At 62.9% G+C, this 20,989-nt stretch carries 20 protein-coding genes; 9 read left to right on the top strand and 11 right to left on the bottom strand.

What is annotated here, in order from left to right:
• Nucleotides 1–59 precede the first annotated feature (59 nt).
• The 3 genes from K307_RS05380 to K307_RS05370 all read left to right on the top strand — a co-directional run bounded on the left by K307_RS05380 (nucleotide 60) and on the right by K307_RS05370 (nucleotide 2,852).
• Nucleotides 60–1,367, top strand: a complete 1,308-nt coding sequence (locus K307_RS05380) for an MFS transporter (RefSeq protein ID WP_042876802.1) — start codon at nucleotides 60–62, stop codon at nucleotides 1,365–1,367.
• Between the two features lie 164 nt (nucleotides 1,368–1,531).
• Complete coding sequence (locus tag K307_RS47575; RefSeq protein ID WP_155301091.1) at nucleotides 1,532–1,726, top strand: hypothetical protein; 195 nt, start codon at nucleotides 1,532–1,534, stop codon at nucleotides 1,724–1,726.
• 166 nt (nucleotides 1,727–1,892) lie between these two features.
• Nucleotides 1,893–2,852: a porin gene (locus K307_RS05370; protein WP_419187107.1), complete on the top strand. Its 960-nt coding sequence runs from the start codon at nucleotides 1,893–1,895 to the stop codon at nucleotides 2,850–2,852.
• Between the two features lie 682 nt (nucleotides 2,853–3,534).
• On the opposite strand, the gene K307_RS44235 is transcribed toward K307_RS05370, so the two are convergent.
• From K307_RS44235 to K307_RS05355, 3 genes are all read right to left on the bottom strand, one after another.
• Nucleotides 3,535–4,047: a cupin domain-containing protein gene (locus K307_RS44235; protein ID WP_051974677.1), complete on the bottom strand. Its 513-nt coding sequence runs from the start codon at nucleotides 4,045–4,047 to the stop codon at nucleotides 3,535–3,537.
• A gap of 326 nt (nucleotides 4,048–4,373) precedes the next feature.
• Nucleotides 4,374–5,429 (bottom strand): flavin reductase, encoded by a 1,056-nt coding sequence (locus K307_RS47570; protein ID WP_042876798.1) that lies wholly within the window; start codon nucleotides 5,427–5,429, stop codon nucleotides 4,374–4,376.
• Nucleotides 5,430–5,446: 17 nt separating this feature from the next.
• Nucleotides 5,447–6,640 (bottom strand): amidohydrolase family protein, encoded by a 1,194-nt coding sequence (locus K307_RS05355; RefSeq protein ID WP_051974676.1) that lies wholly within the window; start codon nucleotides 6,638–6,640, stop codon nucleotides 5,447–5,449.
• A 121-nt stretch (nucleotides 6,641–6,761) separates the two neighbouring features.
• Here K307_RS05355 and K307_RS47565 point away from each other — a divergent pair, with 121 nt between their 5' ends.
• Nucleotides 6,762–7,727, top strand: coding sequence for a LysR family transcriptional regulator (locus K307_RS47565; RefSeq protein ID WP_042876795.1), 966 nt, complete (start codon nucleotides 6,762–6,764; stop codon nucleotides 7,725–7,727).
• A gap of 97 nt (nucleotides 7,728–7,824) precedes the next feature.
• The gene (locus K307_RS05345) at nucleotides 7,825–8,793 is read left to right on the top strand and encodes a Bug family tripartite tricarboxylate transporter substrate binding protein (protein WP_230625507.1); all 969 of its coding nucleotides are present in this window, start codon (nucleotides 7,825–7,827) and stop codon (nucleotides 8,791–8,793) included.
• A gap of 392 nt (nucleotides 8,794–9,185) precedes the next feature.
• On the opposite strand, the gene K307_RS49185 is transcribed toward K307_RS05345, so the two are convergent.
• Entirely contained in the window at nucleotides 9,186–9,557 is a 372-nt protein-coding gene (locus tag K307_RS49185; RefSeq protein ID WP_042876792.1) for an FAD-binding protein, read from the bottom strand.
• A 1-nt stretch (nucleotide 9,558) separates the two neighbouring features.
• Complete coding sequence (locus tag K307_RS05335) at nucleotides 9,559–10,533, bottom strand: Bug family tripartite tricarboxylate transporter substrate binding protein (protein WP_063771663.1); 975 nt, start codon at nucleotides 10,531–10,533, stop codon at nucleotides 9,559–9,561.
• A 93-nt stretch (nucleotides 10,534–10,626) separates the two neighbouring features.
• On the opposite strand from K307_RS05335, the gene K307_RS05330 reads away from it, so the two are divergent.
• Nucleotides 10,627–11,799, top strand: a complete 1,173-nt coding sequence (locus K307_RS05330) for a thiolase C-terminal domain-containing protein (RefSeq protein ID WP_042876789.1) — start codon at nucleotides 10,627–10,629, stop codon at nucleotides 11,797–11,799.
• A complete protein-coding gene (locus tag K307_RS05325; RefSeq protein ID WP_051974675.1) occupies nucleotides 11,799–12,233 on the top strand; it encodes a Zn-ribbon domain-containing OB-fold protein in 435 nt (144 codons plus the stop codon). Before K307_RS05330 ends, K307_RS05325 begins: the two co-directional genes overlap by 1 nt.
• A gap of 442 nt (nucleotides 12,234–12,675) precedes the next feature.
• On the opposite strand, the gene K307_RS05320 is transcribed toward K307_RS05325, so the two are convergent.
• From K307_RS05320 to K307_RS05300, 5 genes are all read right to left on the bottom strand, one after another.
• Nucleotides 12,676–13,101 carry a nuclear transport factor 2 family protein gene (locus tag K307_RS05320; protein WP_268989181.1) on the bottom strand — a complete coding sequence of 142 codons (426 nt, stop codon included), beginning with the start codon at nucleotides 13,099–13,101 and terminating at the stop codon, nucleotides 12,676–12,678.
• A 114-nt stretch (nucleotides 13,102–13,215) separates the two neighbouring features.
• Entirely contained in the window at nucleotides 13,216–14,865 is a 1,650-nt protein-coding gene (locus K307_RS05315) for an AMP-binding protein (protein WP_063771662.1), read from the bottom strand.
• A gap of 23 nt (nucleotides 14,866–14,888) precedes the next feature.
• Nucleotides 14,889–15,878 (bottom strand): NADPH:quinone oxidoreductase family protein, encoded by a 990-nt coding sequence (locus K307_RS05310; protein WP_042876787.1) that lies wholly within the window; start codon nucleotides 15,876–15,878, stop codon nucleotides 14,889–14,891.
• Entirely contained in the window at nucleotides 15,878–16,102 is a 225-nt protein-coding gene (locus K307_RS05305; RefSeq protein WP_042876785.1) for a hypothetical protein, read from the bottom strand. The genes K307_RS05310 and K307_RS05305 overlap by 1 nt, the downstream gene beginning before the upstream one ends.
• A 19-nt stretch (nucleotides 16,103–16,121) precedes the next feature.
• The gene (locus tag K307_RS05300) at nucleotides 16,122–17,255 is read right to left on the bottom strand and encodes an amidohydrolase family protein (RefSeq protein WP_196251525.1); all 1,134 of its coding nucleotides are present in this window, start codon (nucleotides 17,253–17,255) and stop codon (nucleotides 16,122–16,124) included.
• 24 nt (nucleotides 17,256–17,279) lie between these two features.
• Between K307_RS05300 and K307_RS05295 the strand changes: the two genes are divergently transcribed.
• Together K307_RS05295 and K307_RS05290 are read left to right on the top strand one after the other, a co-directional pair.
• Nucleotides 17,280–18,245 (top strand): LysR family transcriptional regulator, encoded by a 966-nt coding sequence (locus tag K307_RS05295; protein WP_042876782.1) that lies wholly within the window; start codon nucleotides 17,280–17,282, stop codon nucleotides 18,243–18,245.
• A 484-nt stretch (nucleotides 18,246–18,729) separates the two neighbouring features.
• Complete coding sequence (locus K307_RS05290; RefSeq protein WP_230625503.1) at nucleotides 18,730–19,500, top strand: ISL3 family transposase; 771 nt, start codon at nucleotides 18,730–18,732, stop codon at nucleotides 19,498–19,500.
• 80 nt (nucleotides 19,501–19,580) lie between these two features.
• Here the strand turns inward: K307_RS05290 and K307_RS05285 are convergent, their stop codons facing one another.
• On the bottom strand, nucleotides 19,581–20,909 hold the full coding sequence (locus K307_RS05285; protein ID WP_042876780.1) for an IS4 family transposase: 1,329 nt from the start codon (nucleotides 20,907–20,909) through the stop codon (nucleotides 19,581–19,583).
• Between the last annotated feature and the right edge of the window lie 80 nt (nucleotides 20,910–20,989).

The following is a 20,989-nucleotide window of genomic DNA, read 5'->3' as shown; positions in this document are numbered from 1 at the left end:
GTTTTATATGTAAGGGCGTGCACAGAATAATCTGCATTTAAATTTTCCGGAGACAGAAAATGAGTGATGGTGTTGTTCGCGAAGCGCTGACAGTCAGCGAGGAAGATAGTTATTCAGTCTACAAAAAAGTGACCTGGAGAATAATACCGTTACTCTTTATTGGGCTTATTGCTGCTTATTTGGATCGGGTTAATGTCGGCTTTGCCAAACTGCAGATGCTAGATACCCTGGGGTTTAGTGAAAAAGTATATGGCTTTGGTGCTGGAATATTTTTCATTGGATATTTTCTTTTTGAAGTTCCAAGTAATATCATTCTTCATCGGATAGGGGCTCGGCGATGGATTGCCAGGATTATGCTGACTTGGGGAATTCTTTCGGCTTGCACAATGTTCGTGACGACACCGATTTCCTTCTACGTACTTCGTTTTCTCCTCGGAGTCGCGGAGGCTGGATTCCTCCCGGGCGTGGTGCTGTATCTTACCTATTGGTTCCCGACGGAGCGTCGCGGCAAAGTGATGGCCATTTTTCTGGCGTCGCTGCCGATTTGCAATATTATTGGATTTCCGACGTCTGGATGGATTATGCAGAGTTTTAACGGAGTATTGGGATTTCATGCATGGCAGTGGCTGTTTTTGCTTGAGGCAATACCCTCTGTTCTGATCGGGGTCTTGATTTTGATGATGTTGGACGATCGAATTTCGGAGGCTAAGTGGTTAACCAGCTCCGAGAAGATTGAGCTGGAGCGGGCTTTGGCGGCTGAAGCCAGTTCAAAGCATGGTCATTCCTTTCGTGATGCGCTATGCAGCGGGAAAATGTGGTTGCTAAGCCTGGTGTATTTTTGCGTGGTCATGGGCGTCTATGTCGTGTCGTTTTGGCTTCCCACAGTAATTGCGCAAAGCGGGGTCAGGGATCCGTTGGCGATAGGTTTTCTCGCCGCGATTCCCTATGTGGCAGGGCTGATTGCGATGATATGCGTGGGCGCGCATTCGGACAGGACTCGCGAGCGCAGATGGCATGTGACGCTCCCGGCAATCGTTGGGGGAGTCGGTATTATTCTAAGTGCACTGTTTTTCGACAATACCTGGCTTTCGGTGATGGCCATGACGATTGCTACTGCGGGGGTGCTCTCCGTTATCCCGGTTTTTTGGACGCTGCCCAGCACATTTTTGGGTGGAACCGCGGCAGCCGCGGGTATCGCAATGATCAATTCCGTCGGGAATCTGTCTGGCTTTGTCGGAACGTTTTTCGTGGGATGGATTAAGGATGTTACGCAAAACACGAACCTGATTATGTATTCGCTTTCGGCTTTTCTTTTCCTTGGCGGGTTGCTGATTCTGGCCTTCCCAAAAGACGTGGCGAATAAATAGGCGTAACAATTGGACAGAATGGCGTAAGGTTGGCTTACCGCGGAGAGGTCGACTCGGCCTCTATGCCGCGATTTCCAATGCCGTCGCGATGGGCTCCATGATCTATCTCATATCTCGGCGCGAGCACGGACCAGGAACGCCGCTGGTGCCAGAATGCGATCGCCATGGCGCTTGCCGCCGCTGCCCTGTGCCTGCTGCCGTTCGCATCGAGTTCGATCCTGCTTTCGTTCACGCTGCTGTCCATCACGACGGCGGGCATTTTTTCGTCCGTTCCGCTGTACTGGCAATCGATTCTTAATGAGGAGACAAAGGAAGATGAAGAGGACGGTTATTGCGCTGGCATTGTTAGGCGCGTTTAGCGGTACCACGCGGGCCCAGTCTGGCGTCACGCTGTATGGCGTGCTCGATCTGCCGATCGAATTCGTCAATCACATGGCCAGCAGCGCCCCGACGGTTAACGCCGCGACGGGTGCCATTACCCAATAGCGCGGTGGCAACCGGCTCTCACTTCAGACCACTGGCGGATTGGCCGGCCCTCGCTGGGGGCTGCGCGGGGAGGAGGACCTTGGTGGTGGTCTGCAGGCACTCTTCGTGCTCGAAAGTGGCTTCGGCGTCGACGACGGCAGGTCACAGCCGAGTGGCCGCCTGTTCGGTCGTCAGGGGTTTATCGGTCTGAAGAGCGGGCAGTACGGCACGCTGACGTTCGGCCGCCAGTACACATCCCTGTTCGATGCCTCCGCGAACTTCGTGCCGCTGTACTTTGCCGCGACGTTTGAACCCTTGATGGCCCAGGTGGGTGCAAACTTCCGGGAAGACAATATGATCAAGTACGCGGGGGCGTTCGGCGGTCTCACGGTCGCGGCGCACTGGAGCTTTGGCGCCGGTGTCGGCGCTCTGGGGGTGCAGTCGCTGGCTGGCGGTGTGGGCGAAACGGCGGGGCATTTCCGCGACAACACCGCTTATGGGGCTTCCCTGACGTATGGCGGCGGTCCATTTGGCATGGCTGTTGGGTACGATCAGTGGAACCCAGCGGTTGCAACGGGCAACCCAGGGACGGTCAAGAAAGCGAGTGTGGCCGCCAGTTATACCGTGGGGCCAGCCAAGTTCATGGCCGGCTATCGTTGGGGCGATGACAAGGACGCCGCTGGCAATGGCCTGCTACGCGACGACTACTACTGGATTGGCGCGAACTACCAGGCCACCACTGCGATGGCCTTGCATCTGGGGTACTACTACGACAATCTGAAGTCATTGCGCCTGAGCTCCATGGCACCGGCAGCCAACCCGGCCAATCCATGGCAAGTCAGCTTTCTGGCGGACTACAGGTTGTCCAAGCGCACCGATATTTATCTGGCGCTGGCTTACGCAAAGAATTCCGGGCTGAATTTCGACACGTCGGCTATTGGCTTTGCCAACGGTTATTTCCTCTCGCAGGGCAGCAGCAACCAGTTTGGCGCGGCTGCTGGCATTCGCCACACATTCTAATCACGGCCAACTTCGTTCTGGATGGCCATGGTCATCCAGAATTGCATACTACGGTGATATTCGCAAAAGTTTCCTTCCTTGGTGTGCCAGGCGGGCGCTCCTGTGGCTACAAGCCCGCTTGCAGGATTGTCACGCTGGCACGCGAGGGAGAGATTGATGCTCGATTTTACGGTAGCTCAGCGGTTGCTGCCCAGTCGCGCCTTCAATCAATGCGCTCTGCACTCGGCTACGGCCAGATGTTGCATGGAAAGTACGAGTACCACCAGTTGAGCTCAGGATCACGCGGCCGACGCTTCGACCATGTAGCGGCGCAAGACTGATTCAACACCGCCTGACCCTATCCGCCGCTCTGGCGGAATCGACGTGCAGTTCTTGGAGGAAGTTGAGTGGTCGGGAACTGGATCCAACGTGGAAGTCGTCTGGCCAAGGCTTGGCGATCCAGTGCACGCCCCGTTTGCAGCAGGCCCAGGAGCAGCTCACTGCGCTGAAGACTCGGCTGAGCCAGTTCGATGGTCAAATCGCTTCTCAAGCCGACAATAGACCAGTCGCAAGGCGCGCCGCAGAACTGCCGGGCATCGGTCCGGTGACAGCCAGCATGCTGGCCGTCACCGTCCCCGATGAAAAGGTCGTTCAGGAATGGCCGAAAGTTCGGCCCCTGGCTCGGGAAATTCGTGAAGACCCCTTATTGCGCCTTACGTTCCTGCACTGGCGGCGGTAGCAGGTGGGCAGCAGCGCCGTTTGCGGCAGCGGCACGATACATCCATTCGCAATCAACGAACTCACCTGCCGGCATGCCTCCTTCTCCAACACCGCTGATTCCCGCGAAGAATACTACGAACAGGAGACAGCCTTCCGCTCCAATCGTCGGCTCATGGTTGATGCCGCCGGCCTCAACGATGTAATCACCTTTGTAGATCGTCCCATATTCGTAGGAGAAATCGCCTTCGAGTACATAGGCGTGCGCATTGCCGAAATGATGGTGGTCCGGAGTTTGGGTATTGGGATCGATTTTGAGCAAAGCCGTAAACATCCCAATCGCCCGGTCGATTGAGAGCAGCTTGAAGTATGTGCCGTCCATGGCCCAGGGGGTCCATGGCAGGGTGCCGGCACGAACTAAAAGTGAACCGTCCGGGAAACGCTTCGACTCGTTTCTGTCTGCAATGTTGAAGTTACGGGTATCAGTGGATGCGTTCATAATGTCTCCTTCCTCTGGTTGGCACTGCTTTGAATTAAGTGGTTAGATATTGAAAGCCTTAGTCAATATTAAATAGGCATATTAGATATGCTAATTATATATATATAGTGAGTCAAGCATAGTTTTCCTTCCAATGGCTATGCGCTCGGCGTGCCGAAGATATGCCGGCCCCGATCGCTTGGAGCGAGGAGGCGGCAGCACAAGCGCCGCGCTTTCGCAGGCGACAGTTGCCATGGCGTCGGACCAGGCCGATACCTTCGTTGTATACCGCAGTCTGTGCAGGGGCCAGAGCCCCCGCTTCGGGGAGGCCAATCCGGCACGGCGCGTCATGCCGCTGGAGCCGGCGCGCCGATGCGGCGGGACAGCGCCGCGGCTTCCTCGCGTAGCGCCCTTGTGCGCGGGCAGTCGTCTTCGCCGCGCAGCGCCTCGGCCCGGTCCGCGAGCGTGAGGGCGGCGATCATGCGCCCCTCGCGGTTGAAGATCGGCGCGCTCAGCCCCGCGATGTCCACGGCCGCTTGCGTGACCGAACGTGCCACGCCTTGCTGGCGGATGACGGCCAGGCGCGCCTCGAATGCTGCCAGCGTCAACTCGCGCGGCGGGAGTTTCCCGATGGCGGCTTCGACGATGCGGCCGTACTTGCGCTGCGGCAGGTGCGCGCAGAACGCGAGGCCGGTGGCCGACTCGATCGGCGAGACGACCACGCCGCTCACGAGCTCCTTCGTCAGCGGGTCCGGCCCCGGCTCCCAGCGCACCACGGTCGGCCCTGCATTGGCCCAGACGCCAAGGCCGACGATGCCTTGCAGGCGGGCGGCGATGTCGGGCAGGGCATGATGGATCAGGCGCAAGGCGCCCAGCTGCTCGAGCGTCGCCGCCGCGGGATCGTCTGACACGGGCCCCAGGTCGTGCACATGCGTCACCATGTACTTCCCGTTTCCGAACGCCAGCGGGCGGCTGTGCGTGCGGTGAAAGCGCTCCACCTGGCCCAGGAACACCGCGTGGTCGCCCCCGGGATAGGTCGCCACCTTGCGGCATTCGATGAACGCCGTGCTGCCTTCGATCCGGGGCATGCCATGTTCGTTGCTGGACACGGCGACGCCGTCGAACTTGTCGGTGCCGGCGCGCGCGAAGCGCTGCGAGACGTCGACCTGCTGTTCGGCCAGGATGTTCACGACGAAGTGCTCGCTGTCCCGGAATGCGGGGAAGCTGTTCGCCTTCAGCGACTGGCTCCACAGCACCAGCGGCGGGTCGAGCGAGACCGAGCTGAAGGAGTTCGCGGTCACGCCGTGCGGCGTGCCTTGCGCATCGCGCGTGGTGACCACCGTCACCCCGGTAACGAAGGTACCGAAGACATCGCGCAGTTCTCGTTGCATGCTGGCGTCCATGGCAGGTCCTCTGTAGGTCAGGCCGAAGCCGGCTCGCGCTTGGGCGCCGGCACGCGCAAGGCTTCGGGCACGTCGATGTGGAACAGGCGGGCGGCGTTCAGGCCGATGATCTTGGCCTTCTCCTCGCGCGTGATGTCGCCGAACGCGTCGATGACTTCCTTCGAATGCGGCCAGGTGCCTTCGAGGTGCGGATAGTCGTTGCCCCACATCACGGCGTCGACGCCCATCCAGTGGCGGGTCTCGATGCCGATGGGGTCGTCCTGGAAGCTGGCGTGGCCGTGCATGCGGAAGTATTCGCTGGGCTTGTACTTGAGCTTGGGGGTGACCCAGAACGCATGCTTTTCATAGCCATGGTCCATGGCCCAGAGCGCATACGGGACCCAGCCCGCGCCGGCTTCGATGGTGGCGAACTTGAGCCTGGGGAAGCGGTCGAACACGCCGCTGCTGCAGATCTGCACCACCGGCTCCAGCACGGTGTTCATCGCATGGACGACGTAGTTGATCACGGCGCCGCCGTTGCCGCCCGCGGTGCGCGGGTCCTTGCCGGTGCCTGCGTGGAAGAGCACCGGCAGGTTGGCGTCGCTGAGAGCCGCCCAGACCGGGTCGAAGTCCGGCGAGTTGTAGCCGCGCTTGCCCACCAGTGGTGGCATCATCACCGAGTGAAAGCCGAGCCTGGCGACGCGCTGGATCTCCAGCACGGCCGCCTCGATGTCGGCCGGCGCGATGCACGCGACGGGCAAACTGCGGTTGCGCCCCTTGAAGGCCTCGCTCACCCAGTCGTTATAGACGCGGCACATCACCTTGTTGTGCTCGGGGTCGGGCGAGGACCAGTTGGCCAGGCCTTTGTTCGGAAACACGATTTCGACGTCGATGCCGTCGTAGTCCATGTCACGGTAACGGCGCTCGTCGATATTGCCGACCTTCTGGAACATGGCGCCGGCGGTGCGGTCCAGGCGCGGACGCTCGTCGGTGTCCTGTTCCTTGAACGCTTCCACGTCCACGCCCGCGTCGCGCGGCGCCTCGCGGATCTTCGAGGGGCGCCGGCCCTCCATCACGAACCATTTCTGCCCCTGGGCGTCCACCTCGATGCGGGGCATGCGCGCCTTGAAGGCGTCGGGCACACGGGTGCTCCACAGGTCATGCGGCTCGTTGACATGGCTGTCGGCGGATACGACAAAGAAATCCTTCAGCACTTCCTTGTTGGGCTTCATGGGGTCTCCAGGGTTTCTGTTTAAATATGAGATATCAGCTATATTAAACGAGCATACGAAGAATGCAAGCCCCTACCGTGGCTGGTGTACCATTCATAGGCATCAACGAGGGATAACGATCATGGGAAGACCCCCAGCAGCGGCAAAAGCGGAGGGAGCGAGCCTGGCCAACCAGGGCGTCCTCGACTCCCGCCGGCTTCTCTACTTCTTTCACGTCGCGCGCACCGGCAGCTTCACGGTCGCGGAGACGATCCTGAACGTGGCCCAGTCCGCCATCAGCCGGCAGATCCAGCTGCTGGAAAGCGAGCTGGACGTCCAACTGCTGTCTCGTAACGGACGAGGGGTGTCGCCGACCCCTGCCGGGGAAATCCTGTTCGGGCAGGCCAAGGCGATCCTCGATGAGATGTCCGAAACGATGGATCGCCTGCGCGTGTCGCGCCGCAGTCCTGGCGGACAAGTGAGCATCGCTTCGTTCGCCAGCGTGATGTCGGTGGTCATGCCGGAGGTGATCCGCCGATTCCAGCGCAGCTATCCCGACGTGGAGATCACCGCCCGGCAGGGTGCCACCGGCGAGGTGTACGACCAGCTCGCGCGGGGCGAGGTCGATGTCGCCATTCTGTCGCAGCCCATGGCCAACAAGCGCGTGGTGCAGCACAAGCTGCTGGTCGAACCGTTGTCGGTGGTGGTGGCGAAGAGCCACCCGATGGCGGGCAAGCCCCACCTGGAACGCGAGGACCTGGCGTCCCTGGAGTTCGTGTTACCGGCATCGCAGCGGGGCCTGCGCCAGCTGATCGAACAGTATGTCGGGCCTGGCGCAGAGCTGGTTGCGCCCATCCGCGCCGACAGCACCTCGCTGATGAAGGCCCTGGTGCGCACCGGGCGCTATGCCACGCTACTGCCGCAACTGTCGTTCGCGCCCGCCGAGGAACCGCAGCCGGACGACTTCTCGCTGATCCCGCTCAAGCCGAAGTTCACCCGCACGCTCGTGGTGGCGGCGCTCGCGGAACGGGCCGAGATGCCGCTCGTGGCTTCCCTGATCAAGGAAGTGCAGGCAGCTTTCCAGCAGTACGGGAGACAGGCTCCCTGAGGGCAGAGGCAGGGTATGTAAAACAGTAATGCACGTCATGGATTTCAAATATAAGATATCTAAAATGCTAATTAAGATATCTTCCAGGAGACATGACGTGCGCAACAGACTGCTTCTCCCGCTCGTCGTCGCGGCTTTGGTTGTGGCGCCTGGTGCATTGGCCCAGGGCTGGCCCAGCAAGCCCATCAAGCTCATCGTCCCGTTCTCCGCAGGGGGCCCAACGGATCAGCTGTCGCGCTATGTCGGGCAAAAGCTCTCCGTTGCAATGGGGCAGCCTGTGGTGGTGGAGAATGTCGTGGGGGCCGGCGGAGTCATCGGTCTGGAGCGGATGGCTAAATCCACCCCGGACGGTTACACGCTCGCCACCAGCGCAAGCACGTTGCAGGCGATCGCAACGCACCTCGGTCTGATACCGTACGACACGGTGAAGAGCTTCACGCCGATCGGGGCTCTCGCGGCGTTTCCCTATGCAGTGATGGTGAACGCGAACTCCCCGCTCAAATCCGTTGCAGACCTTGTCGCCCGGGCCAAGGCGAAACCGGGCGAAGTGTCCGCAGCAACACCCGGCGCCGGCACCGGGACGCACCTCGCAGCAGTGCTCCTGGCACAGCGTTCCGATGTTCAGTTCAACACCGTCCAATACAAGGGCGCTGCGCCAATCATCAACGACATCCTGGGCGGACACGTGGACTTCACGTTCGAAGTCATCGGCTCGGCGATGCCCCTCATCTCCTCTGGCAAGGCCAAGACCATCGGTACGACCGGCACGAAACGCCATCCCTTGCTGCCCAATGTCCCGACCGTTGCCGAAACCATCCCTGGCTTTGATTTCGTCGGCTGGTTCGCGCTGTATGGCCCCCCCGGCCTGGCGCCAGAGATCACGCGCAGACTCAACACTGAACTGAACAAGATCCATGACTCTGCCGAGTTCAGGCAGTACCTCGAAACGCGTGGTTACCAGACCCTGCCGGGCAGCGCTGCGGATCTGGCCGCCCGGCAGCAGGCGGAGTTCGTGAAGTGGGGCGAGGTCGTCAAGAAGCTCCCGGCTGCAGCCATTGGCAAATGACGCGGCAGGATTGAGCGCAGAGGGTGGTCGGAGCGCAGCGCTTGCTGCGCTCCGCGCTGCGCCGTCGGTGAGCGCAGGCCCGAGGGTGATGCCCGGGCCCGGGTAGGATCCCCCATGACCGAAGCCATGTCGTTGCCACACTCGTAGAGCCCGTCGATGACCGTCTCGTCCTCGCGCAGGACATGGCCGGTGGCATCTGGATGCCGGCGGATATGCTGACCGGCCAAGGTCGTACTTCCACAGGAAGTGGCAATCGCAGATCAGGTAGGCGGGCATGGCCCGTTCGCCGGCGGCCAGTTGTGCCTTGACGAACTCGCGGTATGAAAGCGCGTCGTTAACGAAGCGCTTTCCATCACGGTCCACTGCGATCAAGACCGGCTTGCCGCGGTCAATCACCGTGCGCGGAAAGACTGCCTTGCTGCCGTCGACGCGGGTGAACTTTGATAGGGGCACCCAGAACGCCCCTGTTGCAAGGGAGGCGAGAGCCGCGCGCCCGCTTCCATGGCCAGTTGCGTGCCGCGAGTGCGCGGCCGGGATCCACGGCTGCGCCGTGCGCCGCCGTGCGACAATCCGCCGGTAGCCAGGATGACGCCGCGCCGAGCATGAAACTGGATCGGCCTGCCACCGTCGGCTGCGACCTGCACGCCGCACACGCGGCCTTTGCCGCCCAGCAGCTTTTCGACGCTGTGACCGGTGCGCGGATCCACGCCGAGCTGCAGGAAAACGCCGCGCGCGGCAGGCGTCGTCTGAAGGTGGGCGGCCATCCTATTTCCTGGGCCGCTTCTTCAGCAGCTCGCCCCACTGCACAAGTTCCCGCTGCTGGCGCTGGGCTAGCTCGGCCGCGTCGATCGACCAGGCCTCGTAGCCCAGCTTCTCCAGCGCAGCAAGGTACTGTGGCGATTTCTGGATCTTCGCCATCTCGGTGCTGATGCGTCGGACGATGGCCGGCGACAGCCGGGCAGGGCCATACAGCGCAAACCAGCCGACATGGTCGTAGCCGGGGACGGTCTCGCTAACCAGGGGCACGTTCGGCAGCGCGGGGTGGCGCCTGGAGCCCGTCACGGCGATGGGCACGAGCTTGCCTCCCCGGATCAGCGCGATCGAGCCGCCCACCGGATCGGCGACGAAGTCGATCTGGCCGCCCATCAGGTCGTTCAGTGCCGGAGCCCCGCCCTTGTAAGGAACATCAGTGAACGCGGTGCCGGTCTTCTCCGCTAGCAGGATGCCGGCCAGGTGGCTGCCCGTGCCGAGGCCCGAGGACCCGAAGGTCACCTTGCCCGTGCCGGTCTGCGCCTTGGCGAGCAGATCTTTCACCGTCTTGATGCCCGACGCAGGCGAGACATCCAACACGTACTGGAAACTGGCGATCCCGGCGATCGGGGTGAAGCTGCTCATCGTGTCGAAAGGCAGTGCCGCTTCCGACTGGTGCGGCATGACGGTCATCACACTGTTGGCGCTGGTCCCGAGCGTGTAGCCATCGGGTGCACTCTTGGCGATACGGTCCATGCCGACGGCGCCCGCCGCGCCAGTCACGTTTTCGACGGCGATCGCCTGGCCGAGCGCCTGGCTCAACTGATGGGCAGCGACGCGCGAGATGACGTCGGTTGCGCCGCCCGCCGGGAACGGCACGATCCACTTGATCGGCCGAGCGGACGGCCAGGCCTGCGCGAACGCAGAGCCGGTGGCCAGAACCAGGCCCAGGGCCAGCCCGGTCCCAAACAAAAGACTTTTACGTGCCATCACAGTTCTCCTCTATGAACAACTAGATCTTATATTAGATAACTGCTATGTTAAAATAAGATTTAACACGGATAGCCAAGGAGATTTCCCAATATGCGGAGCGAACGGAAGGCCTGCCTCGTCGGCATAGGCCAGAGCGAATATACACGCTGGGGCGGCATCAAGGACCGGAGCCAGTTCCAGGTGACTGCCCAGGCCGTCGCGGCGGCAATCAAGGACGCCGGGCTGACAGCGGCCGACATCGACGGCTTTGCCTCATTCTCGGACGATGCCAACGCTGCCCCGCAGATGGCTGTCGCGCTGGGTGTGCCGAAGATGCGCTGGTCCTCGATGGTCTGGGGCGGGGGCGGCGGCGGGTCGATTGCCGCGCTTTCGCAGGCAACGGCCGCCGTGGAGTCGGGCCAGGCCGATACCGTGGTGGTTTACCGCGGCCTCTGTCAGGGGCAGAGCCGCCGCTTCGGCAAGGCCTACGCGGCACGGCCAGCGGCCAGTTTCGTCAATCCCTTCGGACTGTTCGCGCCTCCGTACATGCTGGCGCTGCTGGTGCAGCGGTTCATGCACCTGTACCCGATCACGGAGATGCACCTGGCGGAAATCGCGCTCAACGGTCGTGCCAATGCCAACCGCAACCCGAAAGCGGTGATGCACGACAAGACGCTGACCCTGGACGAGTACCTGAACGGCCGCTGGATTTCCGAACCGCTGCGCCTTTATGACTGCTGCCTGGAAACCGACGGCGCCTGCGCGGTAGTGGTGACTACCCGGGAACGCGCCCGCGACCTGAAGCAGCCGATGATCGAGGTGCTGGCCGCCGTCCACGGCAGCGGCCCGCAATGGGGCCACGGGCCGCTCGGCAGCCACAACATGCCCGACGCCGACTACGCGTCGAGCAACAACCGCGAACTGGCGAAGAGCCTGTACGCCAAGGCGGGGGTCGGCCCCTCGGACATCGATACCGCGCAGATCTACGACCACTTCTCCGGCCTGGTGCTGATGGCGCTGGAGGAGTATGGCTTTTGCGGCCGCGGCGAGAGCGGCGCTTTCGTGGAAAGCGGCGCGCTCCGCTGGGACAGCGGAAAGTTACCGCTCAACACCTCGGGCGGGCAGCTGTCCGAGGCCTACGTGCACGGCATGAACCTTCTGGCCGAAGGGATCCGCCAGTTGCGCGGCGAATCGACCTCGCAGGTGCCTGATGCGCGCCTGTGCCTGGTCACCGGCGGCCTGGGCGTGTCGCCCACCAGCAGCACGATCATTGGGAGAGTATGATGAGTTATTTTCCTGCCGACATGCCGCGGCCCGAACCCACCATAGACGAGGCCGCATTCTGGGACTATTGCAGCAAGCGGTCGCTGCGCTTTCAGTCCTGCGCGCAATGCGGAACGATGCGGCACCCGCCGATCCCGATGTGCTACCGCTGCCATTCCTGCGAGACCAACTATGTTGAAGCGCCGATGGAGGCCGAGGTGTACAGCTATACCGTCGTGCGCCACGAGAGCCATCCGGCGGTCGCCACGAAGCTGCCCTACGTGGTCGCGATCGTCGAGTTTCCGAAATTGCCGGGCGTGCGCCTCATTACCAATCTCACCGATATCGAGCCCGGGGAAGTGAAGATCGGGATGCGGTGCTCGCTGTGGTGGGACGCCATCGGTGACGGGATGTTCGTGCCCCGATTCCGCCCGCTAGCGCAAGCGACGGCCTGAACCATGGCGCACGGCATCGGCGCGAACAGCTATTCATGGAGGTGGTCGTTGCCCGCGCGGCAATGTATGAGCAAGCTGCTCGCGCTGGGCTTCGACGATTCGAGATGATGGCCATGCCCGGCCACTTCTGGCCGGGCGAGCTGTCAAAGCCCGAGCGGGCGCATCTGCGCGACTGGATGGCCGGCGAAGGCACGACGCTTCGCCATCAACCATCCGGGTGTAGGTCACGACATTGTCGGCACGGGCACCGTGGACTTCGCCAGCCTGCAGAAGCTGGAGCAACTGTTCTGAGTCTCACGTTGTCCAGTGTTGGCGACCGTTGACGGCGAGCGTCAATGCGATCCGGCAGGCTGGCTGTCAGCGCCCGCCGAAACATTCTGGGAAACGACGATGCCGTTCGCAGCCGTGCGGCTGCTCCGCGTGAACGGGGAAAAGAGAGCGCTCAGGGGACCGGCGGCAACCAAACCAGTGACGCGCTGCATCGCCCCATGCGTGCCGCAGGCTGGGCGACCGGCACTTCGTCGATGCGCAAGCGCGTGAGGCGCAGGAAGCAGATCTTCCAGACGCCGGCCTCGACGCGGTACTCCTCCTCATAGTGGCCATAGCCGCGAAAGCCCTTGCTGCCCGGCGCCTCCGCCGGCGCTGCGCCGTCGGTCCATTCCACATAATCCTCCATCGCCCAGATGCCGCGCGCCCGCGTGTCATCCAGCAACTCGATCTCAGGCATGTGGCAGTGATGCACGGAGATGACGGCCGCGAAGCGGGTCGAAATGCCGGTGATGAACATGTCCACGTTTGCCCCGCTGGGCGCCGAACCAAGGCCATCGAAGCGACAGTCTGGCGTGAACAGGTGGATAGGGCCTGCCACTGCGTGGTGTCGATGTAGCGGCAGTAGCGCGCTTTCAGCCGGTGGATCTCGTTCTGGGTCGCGAGGCTGGCTGTGGATTCGATGGACATGAACATCTCCGCCGTATCGGGCCGCTTAGCGCTCCACCACGATTCCCGCGGCGACCCGGTCCCACATTTCCCCGAGCCGAGCCTGCGCGCGCGTCCTCAGCTGGTATTTCTCCACCTTCTGACTGAGCGTCATGGGCAGCGAATCCACGAACTCGACATAACGCGGCACCATGAAGTACGCGAGGTTCTTCCTGCAGTGGTCGACGAGGTCGGCTTCGGTGAGCGTCGCGCCGGGCCGCAGGATAACGGAAACCGCAACTTCATCTTCTGTCGATTCCGCCTTCACGGCATAGACCGCCGCCGTCTCCACCGCTGGATGCGAATGGACCACGCTCTCCACCTCGAAGGCCGAGATGTTCTCGCCGCGCCGACGAATCGCGTCCTTGATCCGATCCTTGAAATACAGGTATCCGTCGGCGTCGAGGTGCCCACGGTCTCCGGTGTGGAACCACATGTTGCTGCGCGCCGCCAGCGAAGCGTCGGGCATCTTGTAGTAGCCCAGCGCGGCGCCCCAGGGATTGTCGCTGCGGATCAGGATCTCGCCGGGCACGCCCGGGGGCAGCGGCATGTCGTTCTCGTCCGCAATGCGCACCTGGACGCCTTTGCGCGCGGTTCCGTAGCTGCCCAGTTTCTCCCGAGGATGGAGCGCACTGTGGGCCGTGGCCATGCAGTAGTCGGTCAGCCCATATGAACTCATGATCGTGACGCCGAAGCGCTCCTGGAATTCGACGCCGAAGGCAGGCACTGGCGACACGCCCATGCGACGCGTGCGATGGTCCAGGTCCTGCGGCCGTGGGGGCTGCGCCCAAAGAAAGGTCGCGACTGCCCCCAGGCAATTCGTCACCGTCGCTTCCGACACGGCGACATCGTGCCAGAACCTGCTCGCGGAGAAGCGCTTGGCCAGCGCCACCGATGCGTCCGCCATCAGGGCGCCGAGCGTGCTGCACAACCACCCGTTGCCGTGGAACAGGGGCAGGTACACATACAGCGTGTCGTCCACTGTGTAGTGATGATGCTGCGCGTAGTCCCAGCCCCAGTACAGCGTGTGGGCCTGCGTGTACATGATCGCCTTGGACGGGCCGGTGGTGCCGGAGGTGAACATCAGGAACGCCAGGTCGGAGAAGACCGGCTCATAGGGCAGTGGCGCTGCCTCGCAGGACAGCAGCGATGCAAGCTGCAGCACCGGGACGTCGGCGCAATGGGGCTGCCTTGACGGCGCACTGTCGTCCGCCAGTACGAAGATCCGCTTCAACAGCGGCAGTGAACCCGTCACCTCGAGCACGCGGGGCAGCAGGTCTTGTCCGACCACAATGGTGCTGCAATCTGCGTGCGTGAGGAAGTACACCAGCAGGTCACCGCGCGCCGCCGTATTCACCGGCACGGTGCAGGCGCCGAGCTTGCCGAGCGCGAAGTAGGACAGCAGCTGCTCGGGACAGTTTTCCATCATCACGGCGACGTGCTCGCGCGGCGCCACGCCCGCGCGGTCGAAGCCGGAGGCCATCCGGCTCGAGTCATGGTCGAACTCGCCGTAGGTCCATTTGCGCCCATCCGGCAGGCTGTGCAGGAAGAGCTTGTCGGCGATACGCACGCGTTTGTCCGCCAGAACCTTGCCAAAGGTCAGGGTCCTCGGATCGATACTGGTCTCAGGATGGAATTTCTTGGATTGGCAATTCATCAGGGTGGGGAGCGCTCCGGCCTTCAGTCCATCGCCAGCACGAGGCGGCCCGTGGCGCTGCGGGCTTCAATGAGGCGAAGGGCCTGGGCGAAATCGTCTAGCGGAACGCTGCGCATGATGCTCGGGCGCAATTCCCCTCGCTGCCACAGTCCCATCAGTGCCTCATGCGCGTGCGCGATCTTCCAGGGTTCACGGTCCCGGTAGTCGCTCCACTGCAGGCCGCTGGCGGCGATGTTCTTGACCAGGAGGTAGTTGGCCTTGATCTCTGGAATGCGCCCGGCCGCAAAGCCGACGACCACGATCCGGCCGCACCAGGCCAAGGCCCGCAGGGACGCATCGAAGATGTCGCCGCCCAGCGCGTCGATGACGACGTCGGCACCCTTGCCGCCGGTCGCCTTCAGCACCTGGTCGCGCAAGCTGTTGCGAAGATCCGGCGCCGAGAAGTCGATTGCATGGTGGGCGCCCGCCTTCAGCATGTCGTCGGTGCGGGCGGGGGAACTGATGCCGGCCAGCACGGTCGCACCGAGCGCGCGTGCGATCTGGACCGCGGCCAGTCCCACGGCACCGGTCGCGCCGTTCACCAGGACCGATTCGCCGGCCTCGAAGCGCCCGCGCTCCATCAATGCGAACCATGCGGTCTGCGCCGCCAGGCCGAGCGACACGGCATCGGCGTATCCCATCTCCGGCGGCACGGGCAGGCACTGGGCTTCCCGCGCTAGCGCTTGCGTAGCATAGGCGCCGTATTCGAGCTGCAGCAGCACGCGATCGCCGGGCTTCACGCGGGTCACGTCGGTGCCCACGCTGTGGACAATGCCGGCGGCATCCTTGTTAGGCGCGAACGGCATCGGCGGAACAACCTGGTAACGCCCGGTGATGACCAGCAGGTCGGGGTAGTTGACGGCGGCGGCCTTGATGTCGACGACCACTTCGCCAGGGCCTGCCACAGGGCCTGGCACCTCTTCGACGGCGTGGCGGTCCGCAGGACCAGGTTCACGGATCCAGACGGCGCGCATCAGTGGGCCTCCCTGAGCGCCGGTGCCTCGTCGTCGCTCCCGACGTCTCGGCAGCAGGTGGCGATCGGCACCGGCAGCGCCTGAAGCGTCGTCATGCCGCTGGAGCGGTGAGCCTGCGGGCGGGGGAGCGCGGCGGCTTCCTCGCGCAGCGCCAGTGTGCGCGGGCAGTCGTCTTCGCCGCGCAGCACATCGGCGCGGTCCGCGAGCGTGAGGGCAGCGATCATCCGCAGGTCCGCGCTGTACTCAGGCCGCAGCCGGCACGCGCAAGGCTTCGGGCACGTCGATGTGGAACAGGCGGGCGGCGTTCAGGCCGATGATCTTGGCCTTCTCCTCGCGCGTGATGTCGCCGAACGCGTCGATGACTTCCTTCGAATGCGGCCAGGTGCCTTCGAGGTGCGGATAGTCGTTGCCCCACATCACGGCGTCGACGCCCATCCAGTGGCGGGTCTCGATGCCGATGGGGTCGTCCTGGAAGCTGGCGTGGCCGTGCATGCGGAAGTATTCGCTGGGCTTGTACTTGAGCTTGGGGGTGACCCAGAACGCATGCTTTTCATAGCCATGGTCCATGGCCCAGAGCGCATACGGGACCCAGCCCGCGCCGGCTTCGATGGTGGCGAACTTGAGCCTGGGGAAGCGGTCGAACACGCCGCTGCTGCAGATCTGCACCACCGGCTCCAGCACGGTGTTCATCGCATGGACGACGTAGTTGATCACGGCGCCGCCGTTGCCGCCCGCGGTGCGCGGGTCCTTGCCGGTGCCTGCGTGGAAGAGCACCGGCAGGTTGGCGTCGCTGAGAGCCGCCCAGACCGGGTCGAAGTCCGGCGAGTTGTAGCCGCGCTTGCCCACCAGTGGTGGCATCATCACCGAGTGAAAGCCGAGCCTGGCGACGCGCTGGATCTCCAGCACGGCCGCCTCGATGTCGGCCGGCGCGATGCACGCGACGGGCAAACTGCGGTTGCGCCCCTTGAAGGCCTCGCTCACCCAGTCGTTATAGACGCGGCACATCACCTTGTTGTGCTCGGGGTCGGGCGAGGACCAGTTGGCCAGGCCTTTGTTCGGAAACACGATTTCGACGTCGATGCCGTCGTAGTCCATGTCACGGTAACGGCGCTCGTCGATATTGCCGACCTTCTGGAACATGGCGCCGGCGGTGCGGTCCAGGCGCGGACGCTCGTCGGTGTCCTGTTCCTTGAACGCTTCCACGTCCACGCCCGCGTCGCGCGGCGCCTCGCGGATCTTCGAGGGGCGCCGGCCCTCCATCACGAACCATTTCTGCCCCTGGGCGTCCACCTCGATGCGGGGCATGCGCGCCTTGAAGGCGTCGGGCACACGGGTGCTCCACAGGTCATGCGGCTCGTTGGCTGGTGTACCATTCATAGGCATCAACGAGGGATAACGATCATGGGAAGACCCCCAGCAGCGGCAAAAGCGGAGGGAGCGAGCCTGGCCAACCAGGGCGTCCTCGACTCCCGCCGGCTTCTCTACTTCTTTCACGTCGCGCGCACCGGCAGCTTCACGGTCGCGGAGACGATCCTGAACGTGGCCCAGTCCGCCATCAGCCGGCAGATCCAGCTGCTGGAAAGCGAGCTGGACGTCCAACTGCTGTCTCGTAACGGACGAGGGGTGTCGCTGACCCCTGCCGGGGAAATCCTGTTCGGGCAGGCCAAGGCGATCCTCGATGAGATGTCCGAAACGATGGATCGCCTGCGCGTGTCGCGCCGCAGTCCTGGCGGACAGGTGAGCATCGCTTCGTTCGCCAGCGTGATGTCGGTGGTCATGCCGGAGGTGATCCGCCGATTCCAGCGCAGCTATCCCGACGTGGAGATCACCGCCCGGCAGGGTGCCACCGGCGAGGTGTACGACCAGCTCGCGCGGGGCGAGGTCGATGTCGCCATTCTGTCGCAGCCCATGGCCAACAAGCGCGTGGTGCAGCACAAGCTGCTGGTCGAACCGTTGTCGGTGGTGGTGGCGAAGAGCCACCCGATGGCGGGCAAGCCCCACCTGGAACGCGAGGACCTGGCGTCCCTGGAGTTCGTGTTACCGGCATCGCAGCGGGGCCTGCGCCAGCTGATCGAACAGTATGTCGGCCCTGGCGCAGAGCTGGTTGCGCCCATCCGCGCCGACAGCACCTCGCTGATGAAGGCCCTGGTGCGCACCGGGCGCTATGCCACGCTACTGCCGCAACTGTCGTTCGCGCCCGCCGAGGAACCGCAGCCGGACGACTTCTCGCTGATCCCGCTCAAGCCGAAGTTCACCCGCACGCTCGTGGTGGCGGCGCTCGCGGAACGGGCCGAGATGCCGCTCGTGGCTTCCCTGATCAAGGAAGTGCAGGCAGCTTTCCAGCAGTACGGGAGACAAGTGGCCTGAATCGCGTAAAGATCGGGCAGCACGTGTCATGCGTGCATTTCAGGTATCTGCGCGCGCTCGATGTCTTCGATGACGCTGCTTGTCTGCCGGCCCTGGGCCTCTCTTACCGACATCTGAAGGAGGAGAGACTAGCGCCCGATGAAATTGGGCTCGCGCTTCTCCAGAAACGCGCGCAGACCTTCCTGGCCATCGTCGGTGTCGTAGCAGACGTTCTGTGCCGCCGTTTCGCGGGCCAGTGCCTCCCGGATTCCGCCCTGGGTGATACTGCTGAACGGCGCGCTTGGCTAGCCGGATCGGCACCGGGGCATTCAGCGCAATTCGCCCCGCCAGGTCCATGGCGGCATCTATCAGATCCTCAGGTTCGTCAATTCTGCTGACGATCTGCAAGGGTAGAACAAAGCAATTCTGGGTCTCCCGCACTTTGTGTGACGGCCGTGGCGAGGGCTTGATTTCGGGCCGATCTGGCTTTACGTTGATCGTTACCATGAGCCAAGTTCTCGGTGGGATCGATCGTATTTTCGCCCGTGTGGGTAAGAGCTTCGTCTCCAGCGACGCGCGAGGGGAGACCATCACTCTCGAAGCCTGCAGTACGGTTCGCGCGGCACCTTGTCCTGCCTGCCATCGTTGGAGTAACCGACGCCACGGCAGCTATGTGCGCAGGCTGGAAGAACGTCCGATGCTCGACCAGCGGGTCGTTCTCGCCGTTGAGGTGCGTCGCTTCAAGTGTGCAAACGCCGGCTGCCCGCGTCATACGTTTGCCGAGAGCATCCACGCCCTGGCCGGTCGGCATCAACGTCGTACGCAATCGCAGGCTCGGGCGTTGCACGCGCTGGGCCATGCCCTCGGTGGTGAGGCGGCAGCCAGGCTTGCTAACGTCCTGGGCTTGCGCACCAGTGCCGACACCGTGCTGCGGGAGTTGCGCAGAGCTCCTGAGCGCAAGCGCACACCACGACCGCGAGTCGTCGGCATCGATGACTGGGCGATCGCGCGCGGTCACCAGTACGGAACGATCATCGTCGACCTGGAGCGACGTGAGCCGATCGAAGTGTTCGCCGGCAGGGAAGGAACTGCGGTGGCCGCGTGGATGCGTGCGCACCCCTCGATCGAGATCGTCGCCAGGGACCGGGCCGGGGCCTACTCCGAGGCGGTCGACATCGCGCTGCCGGCAGCGACGCGTAGAACAAAGCAATTCTGTCAGTGCGCCGGGAGACCGGCAAGGAGTAAGGAGTGGAAGTCTCCAACAACGAAGGTCTAGCAAATCACGTTGTCCCCGAGTCATGCGCAGTATGTCGTGAGGCATGCGGCGAAGCGTTGAGGCATTTCCTTATACAGAAGTCATGACTCTTCCCGCAGTGCCTGAATGGTGAGCGCGGCGTCCATGGTTCGCTGCATGCCGATCCAGATCGTCTTGGCGCCAGGCTCGCCATCGCTCTTGCGCCCAAGGAACCCACCCAGGGAAGCAACCAACCGAATCATCTGATTGAGTGTGATCGGTGTCTTCGGGCGAGCTTTCTTGGCGAGCACGTATGCCCCCCGAATCTCGTCGGTATCGAAGAACAGGGATGCATCCAGATCCGGGCAAGTTCTGCCCAACCGCATCAGGCGGGCAATGCGCCACGCCACCACCATATACAACGCCAAGGCCCGCTCCACACGATCCATGTGCGATAGCTGTAGCGCTTCGACTTTGCAGCCGGTCTTCAGGACATGGAAGTACATCTCGATCTCCCACCTGGCCCGATACCATTCAACCAGCTCGATGACCGCATCGGCATCCTGTGCTTCTCGGTTCGTCAACAGCCGCCACACCACTGGCTTGACGCCTGCGGGCGCTCCGATCTCCCTGGCCTCTACACAGGTGAGAGTCGGGCCATCCAGGCCGGGTAGCTTCACACGTTGTGCGCGTAGCTCCTGTTGAACCTCGCGCGCCTTCTGGCCTGCACGCCCTGGCAAGATAAACGTGATTTCCCCGAGTACCGGGCTGGCGTCGACGCTATCCCACAACTTGCCGCCCTCAGCAAGGTTGCGGTTGTGTTGGCTGCGGATCAACCAGTCGGCCGGTTGGCCCAGTTCCTGGGCGCGCGCCATCAACTCGGCAATATCACCCTCGCGGTCCGTCACATACACCAACCGTGTCCGGGGCAACAGCGCGGCTTGCTCCGCAACGCGTTCATACCCTTCAGTCCAGCGTACGCTTTCCTTGATCCCGCCGCGGTTGCCGTCGGCGTCCTTTGATTCCCGAGCCCACATCCAGGCATCGATCACCCCCAGCGGTTCACGGTCAGGCGTCACCGCGTAGGTCGGATGCAAGAACATGCCTCGCTGGGCTTCGTAGCTCAGCGGCCCCAGCCCCTCTATTTCCTGACCATTGAAGTTCAGCTCGGTCGTATCAGCGATACACAGCACCACCGGAAACTGCGCGACTCTGTTCGCCGTGCGTTCCCAATGCGGCCGCATCACGTCCCGCCAATCGATCTGCTCATTGCCGAGAAACCGATACGCCGCAATGGTTTGCGACCAGTCATCGCATGCGCCGGGAATGCTGGCCGTAGGCAGGGCCGCAAACCGTTTGAGCAATTCCTTGGCGCGCCGATCCCGCCGCGGATCACCAAGATCCAGACTCTCAAATTCCTCGTCCACCCATGCCCCCGATTCGTTGCCCATTGCTGCCCGAAAATCCGAGAGTAAACGCGAGTCTGGCGAAGTTAACAACCCCTTACCTCGAAATTTCCGCGGCCGCATGC

This window comes from Cupriavidus necator A5-1, assembly GCF_000744095.1.
Lineage (GTDB): Bacteria > Pseudomonadota > Gammaproteobacteria > Burkholderiales > Burkholderiaceae > Cupriavidus > Cupriavidus necator_A.
The sequence above is the reverse complement of the archived record's forward strand: the minus strand, read 5'-3'. Positions and strand labels throughout refer to the sequence as shown.

Coding starts and splice junctions, on each gene's coding strand:
- K307_RS05315 (WP_063771662.1), bottom strand. CDS start 14,865: ATGAATTGCCAATCCAAGAAATTCCATCCTGAGACCAGTATCGATCCG.
- K307_RS05285 (WP_042876780.1), bottom strand. CDS start 20,909: ATGGGCAACGAATCGGGGGCATGGGTGGACGAGGAATTTGAGAGTCTG.
- K307_RS05325 (WP_051974675.1), top strand. CDS start 11,799: ATGAGTTATTTTCCTGCCGACATGCCGCGGCCCGAACCCACCATAGAC.
- K307_RS05330 (WP_042876789.1), top strand. CDS start 10,627: ATGCGGAGCGAACGGAAGGCCTGCCTCGTCGGCATAGGCCAGAGCGAA.
- K307_RS05300 (WP_196251525.1), bottom strand. CDS start 17,255: ATGAATGGTACACCAGCCAACGAGCCGCATGACCTGTGGAGCACCCGT.
- K307_RS47575 (WP_155301091.1), top strand. CDS start 1,532: ATGGCGCTTGCCGCCGCTGCCCTGTGCCTGCTGCCGTTCGCATCGAGT.
- K307_RS47565 (WP_042876795.1), top strand. CDS start 6,762: ATGGGAAGACCCCCAGCAGCGGCAAAAGCGGAGGGAGCGAGCCTGGCC.
- K307_RS05335 (WP_063771663.1), bottom strand. CDS start 10,533: ATGGCACGTAAAAGTCTTTTGTTTGGGACCGGGCTGGCCCTGGGCCTG.
- K307_RS44235 (WP_051974677.1), bottom strand. CDS start 4,047: ATGAACGCATCCACTGATACCCGTAACTTCAACATTGCAGACAGAAAC.
- K307_RS05305 (WP_042876785.1), bottom strand. CDS start 16,102: ATGATCGCTGCCCTCACGCTCGCGGACCGCGCCGATGTGCTGCGCGGC.
- K307_RS05380 (WP_042876802.1), top strand. CDS start 60: ATGAGTGATGGTGTTGTTCGCGAAGCGCTGACAGTCAGCGAGGAAGAT.
- K307_RS05310 (WP_042876787.1), bottom strand. CDS start 15,878: ATGCGCGCCGTCTGGATCCGTGAACCTGGTCCTGCGGACCGCCACGCC.
- K307_RS05290 (WP_230625503.1), top strand. CDS start 18,730: ATGAGCCAAGTTCTCGGTGGGATCGATCGTATTTTCGCCCGTGTGGGT.
- K307_RS47570 (WP_042876798.1), bottom strand. CDS start 5,429: ATGGACGCCAGCATGCAACGAGAACTGCGCGATGTCTTCGGTACCTTC.
- K307_RS05295 (WP_042876782.1), top strand. CDS start 17,280: ATGGGAAGACCCCCAGCAGCGGCAAAAGCGGAGGGAGCGAGCCTGGCC.
- K307_RS49185 (WP_042876792.1), bottom strand. CDS start 9,557: ATGGCCGCCCACCTTCAGACGACGCCTGCCGCGCGCGGCGTTTTCCTG.
- K307_RS05355 (WP_051974676.1), bottom strand. CDS start 6,640: ATGAAGCCCAACAAGGAAGTGCTGAAGGATTTCTTTGTCGTATCCGCC.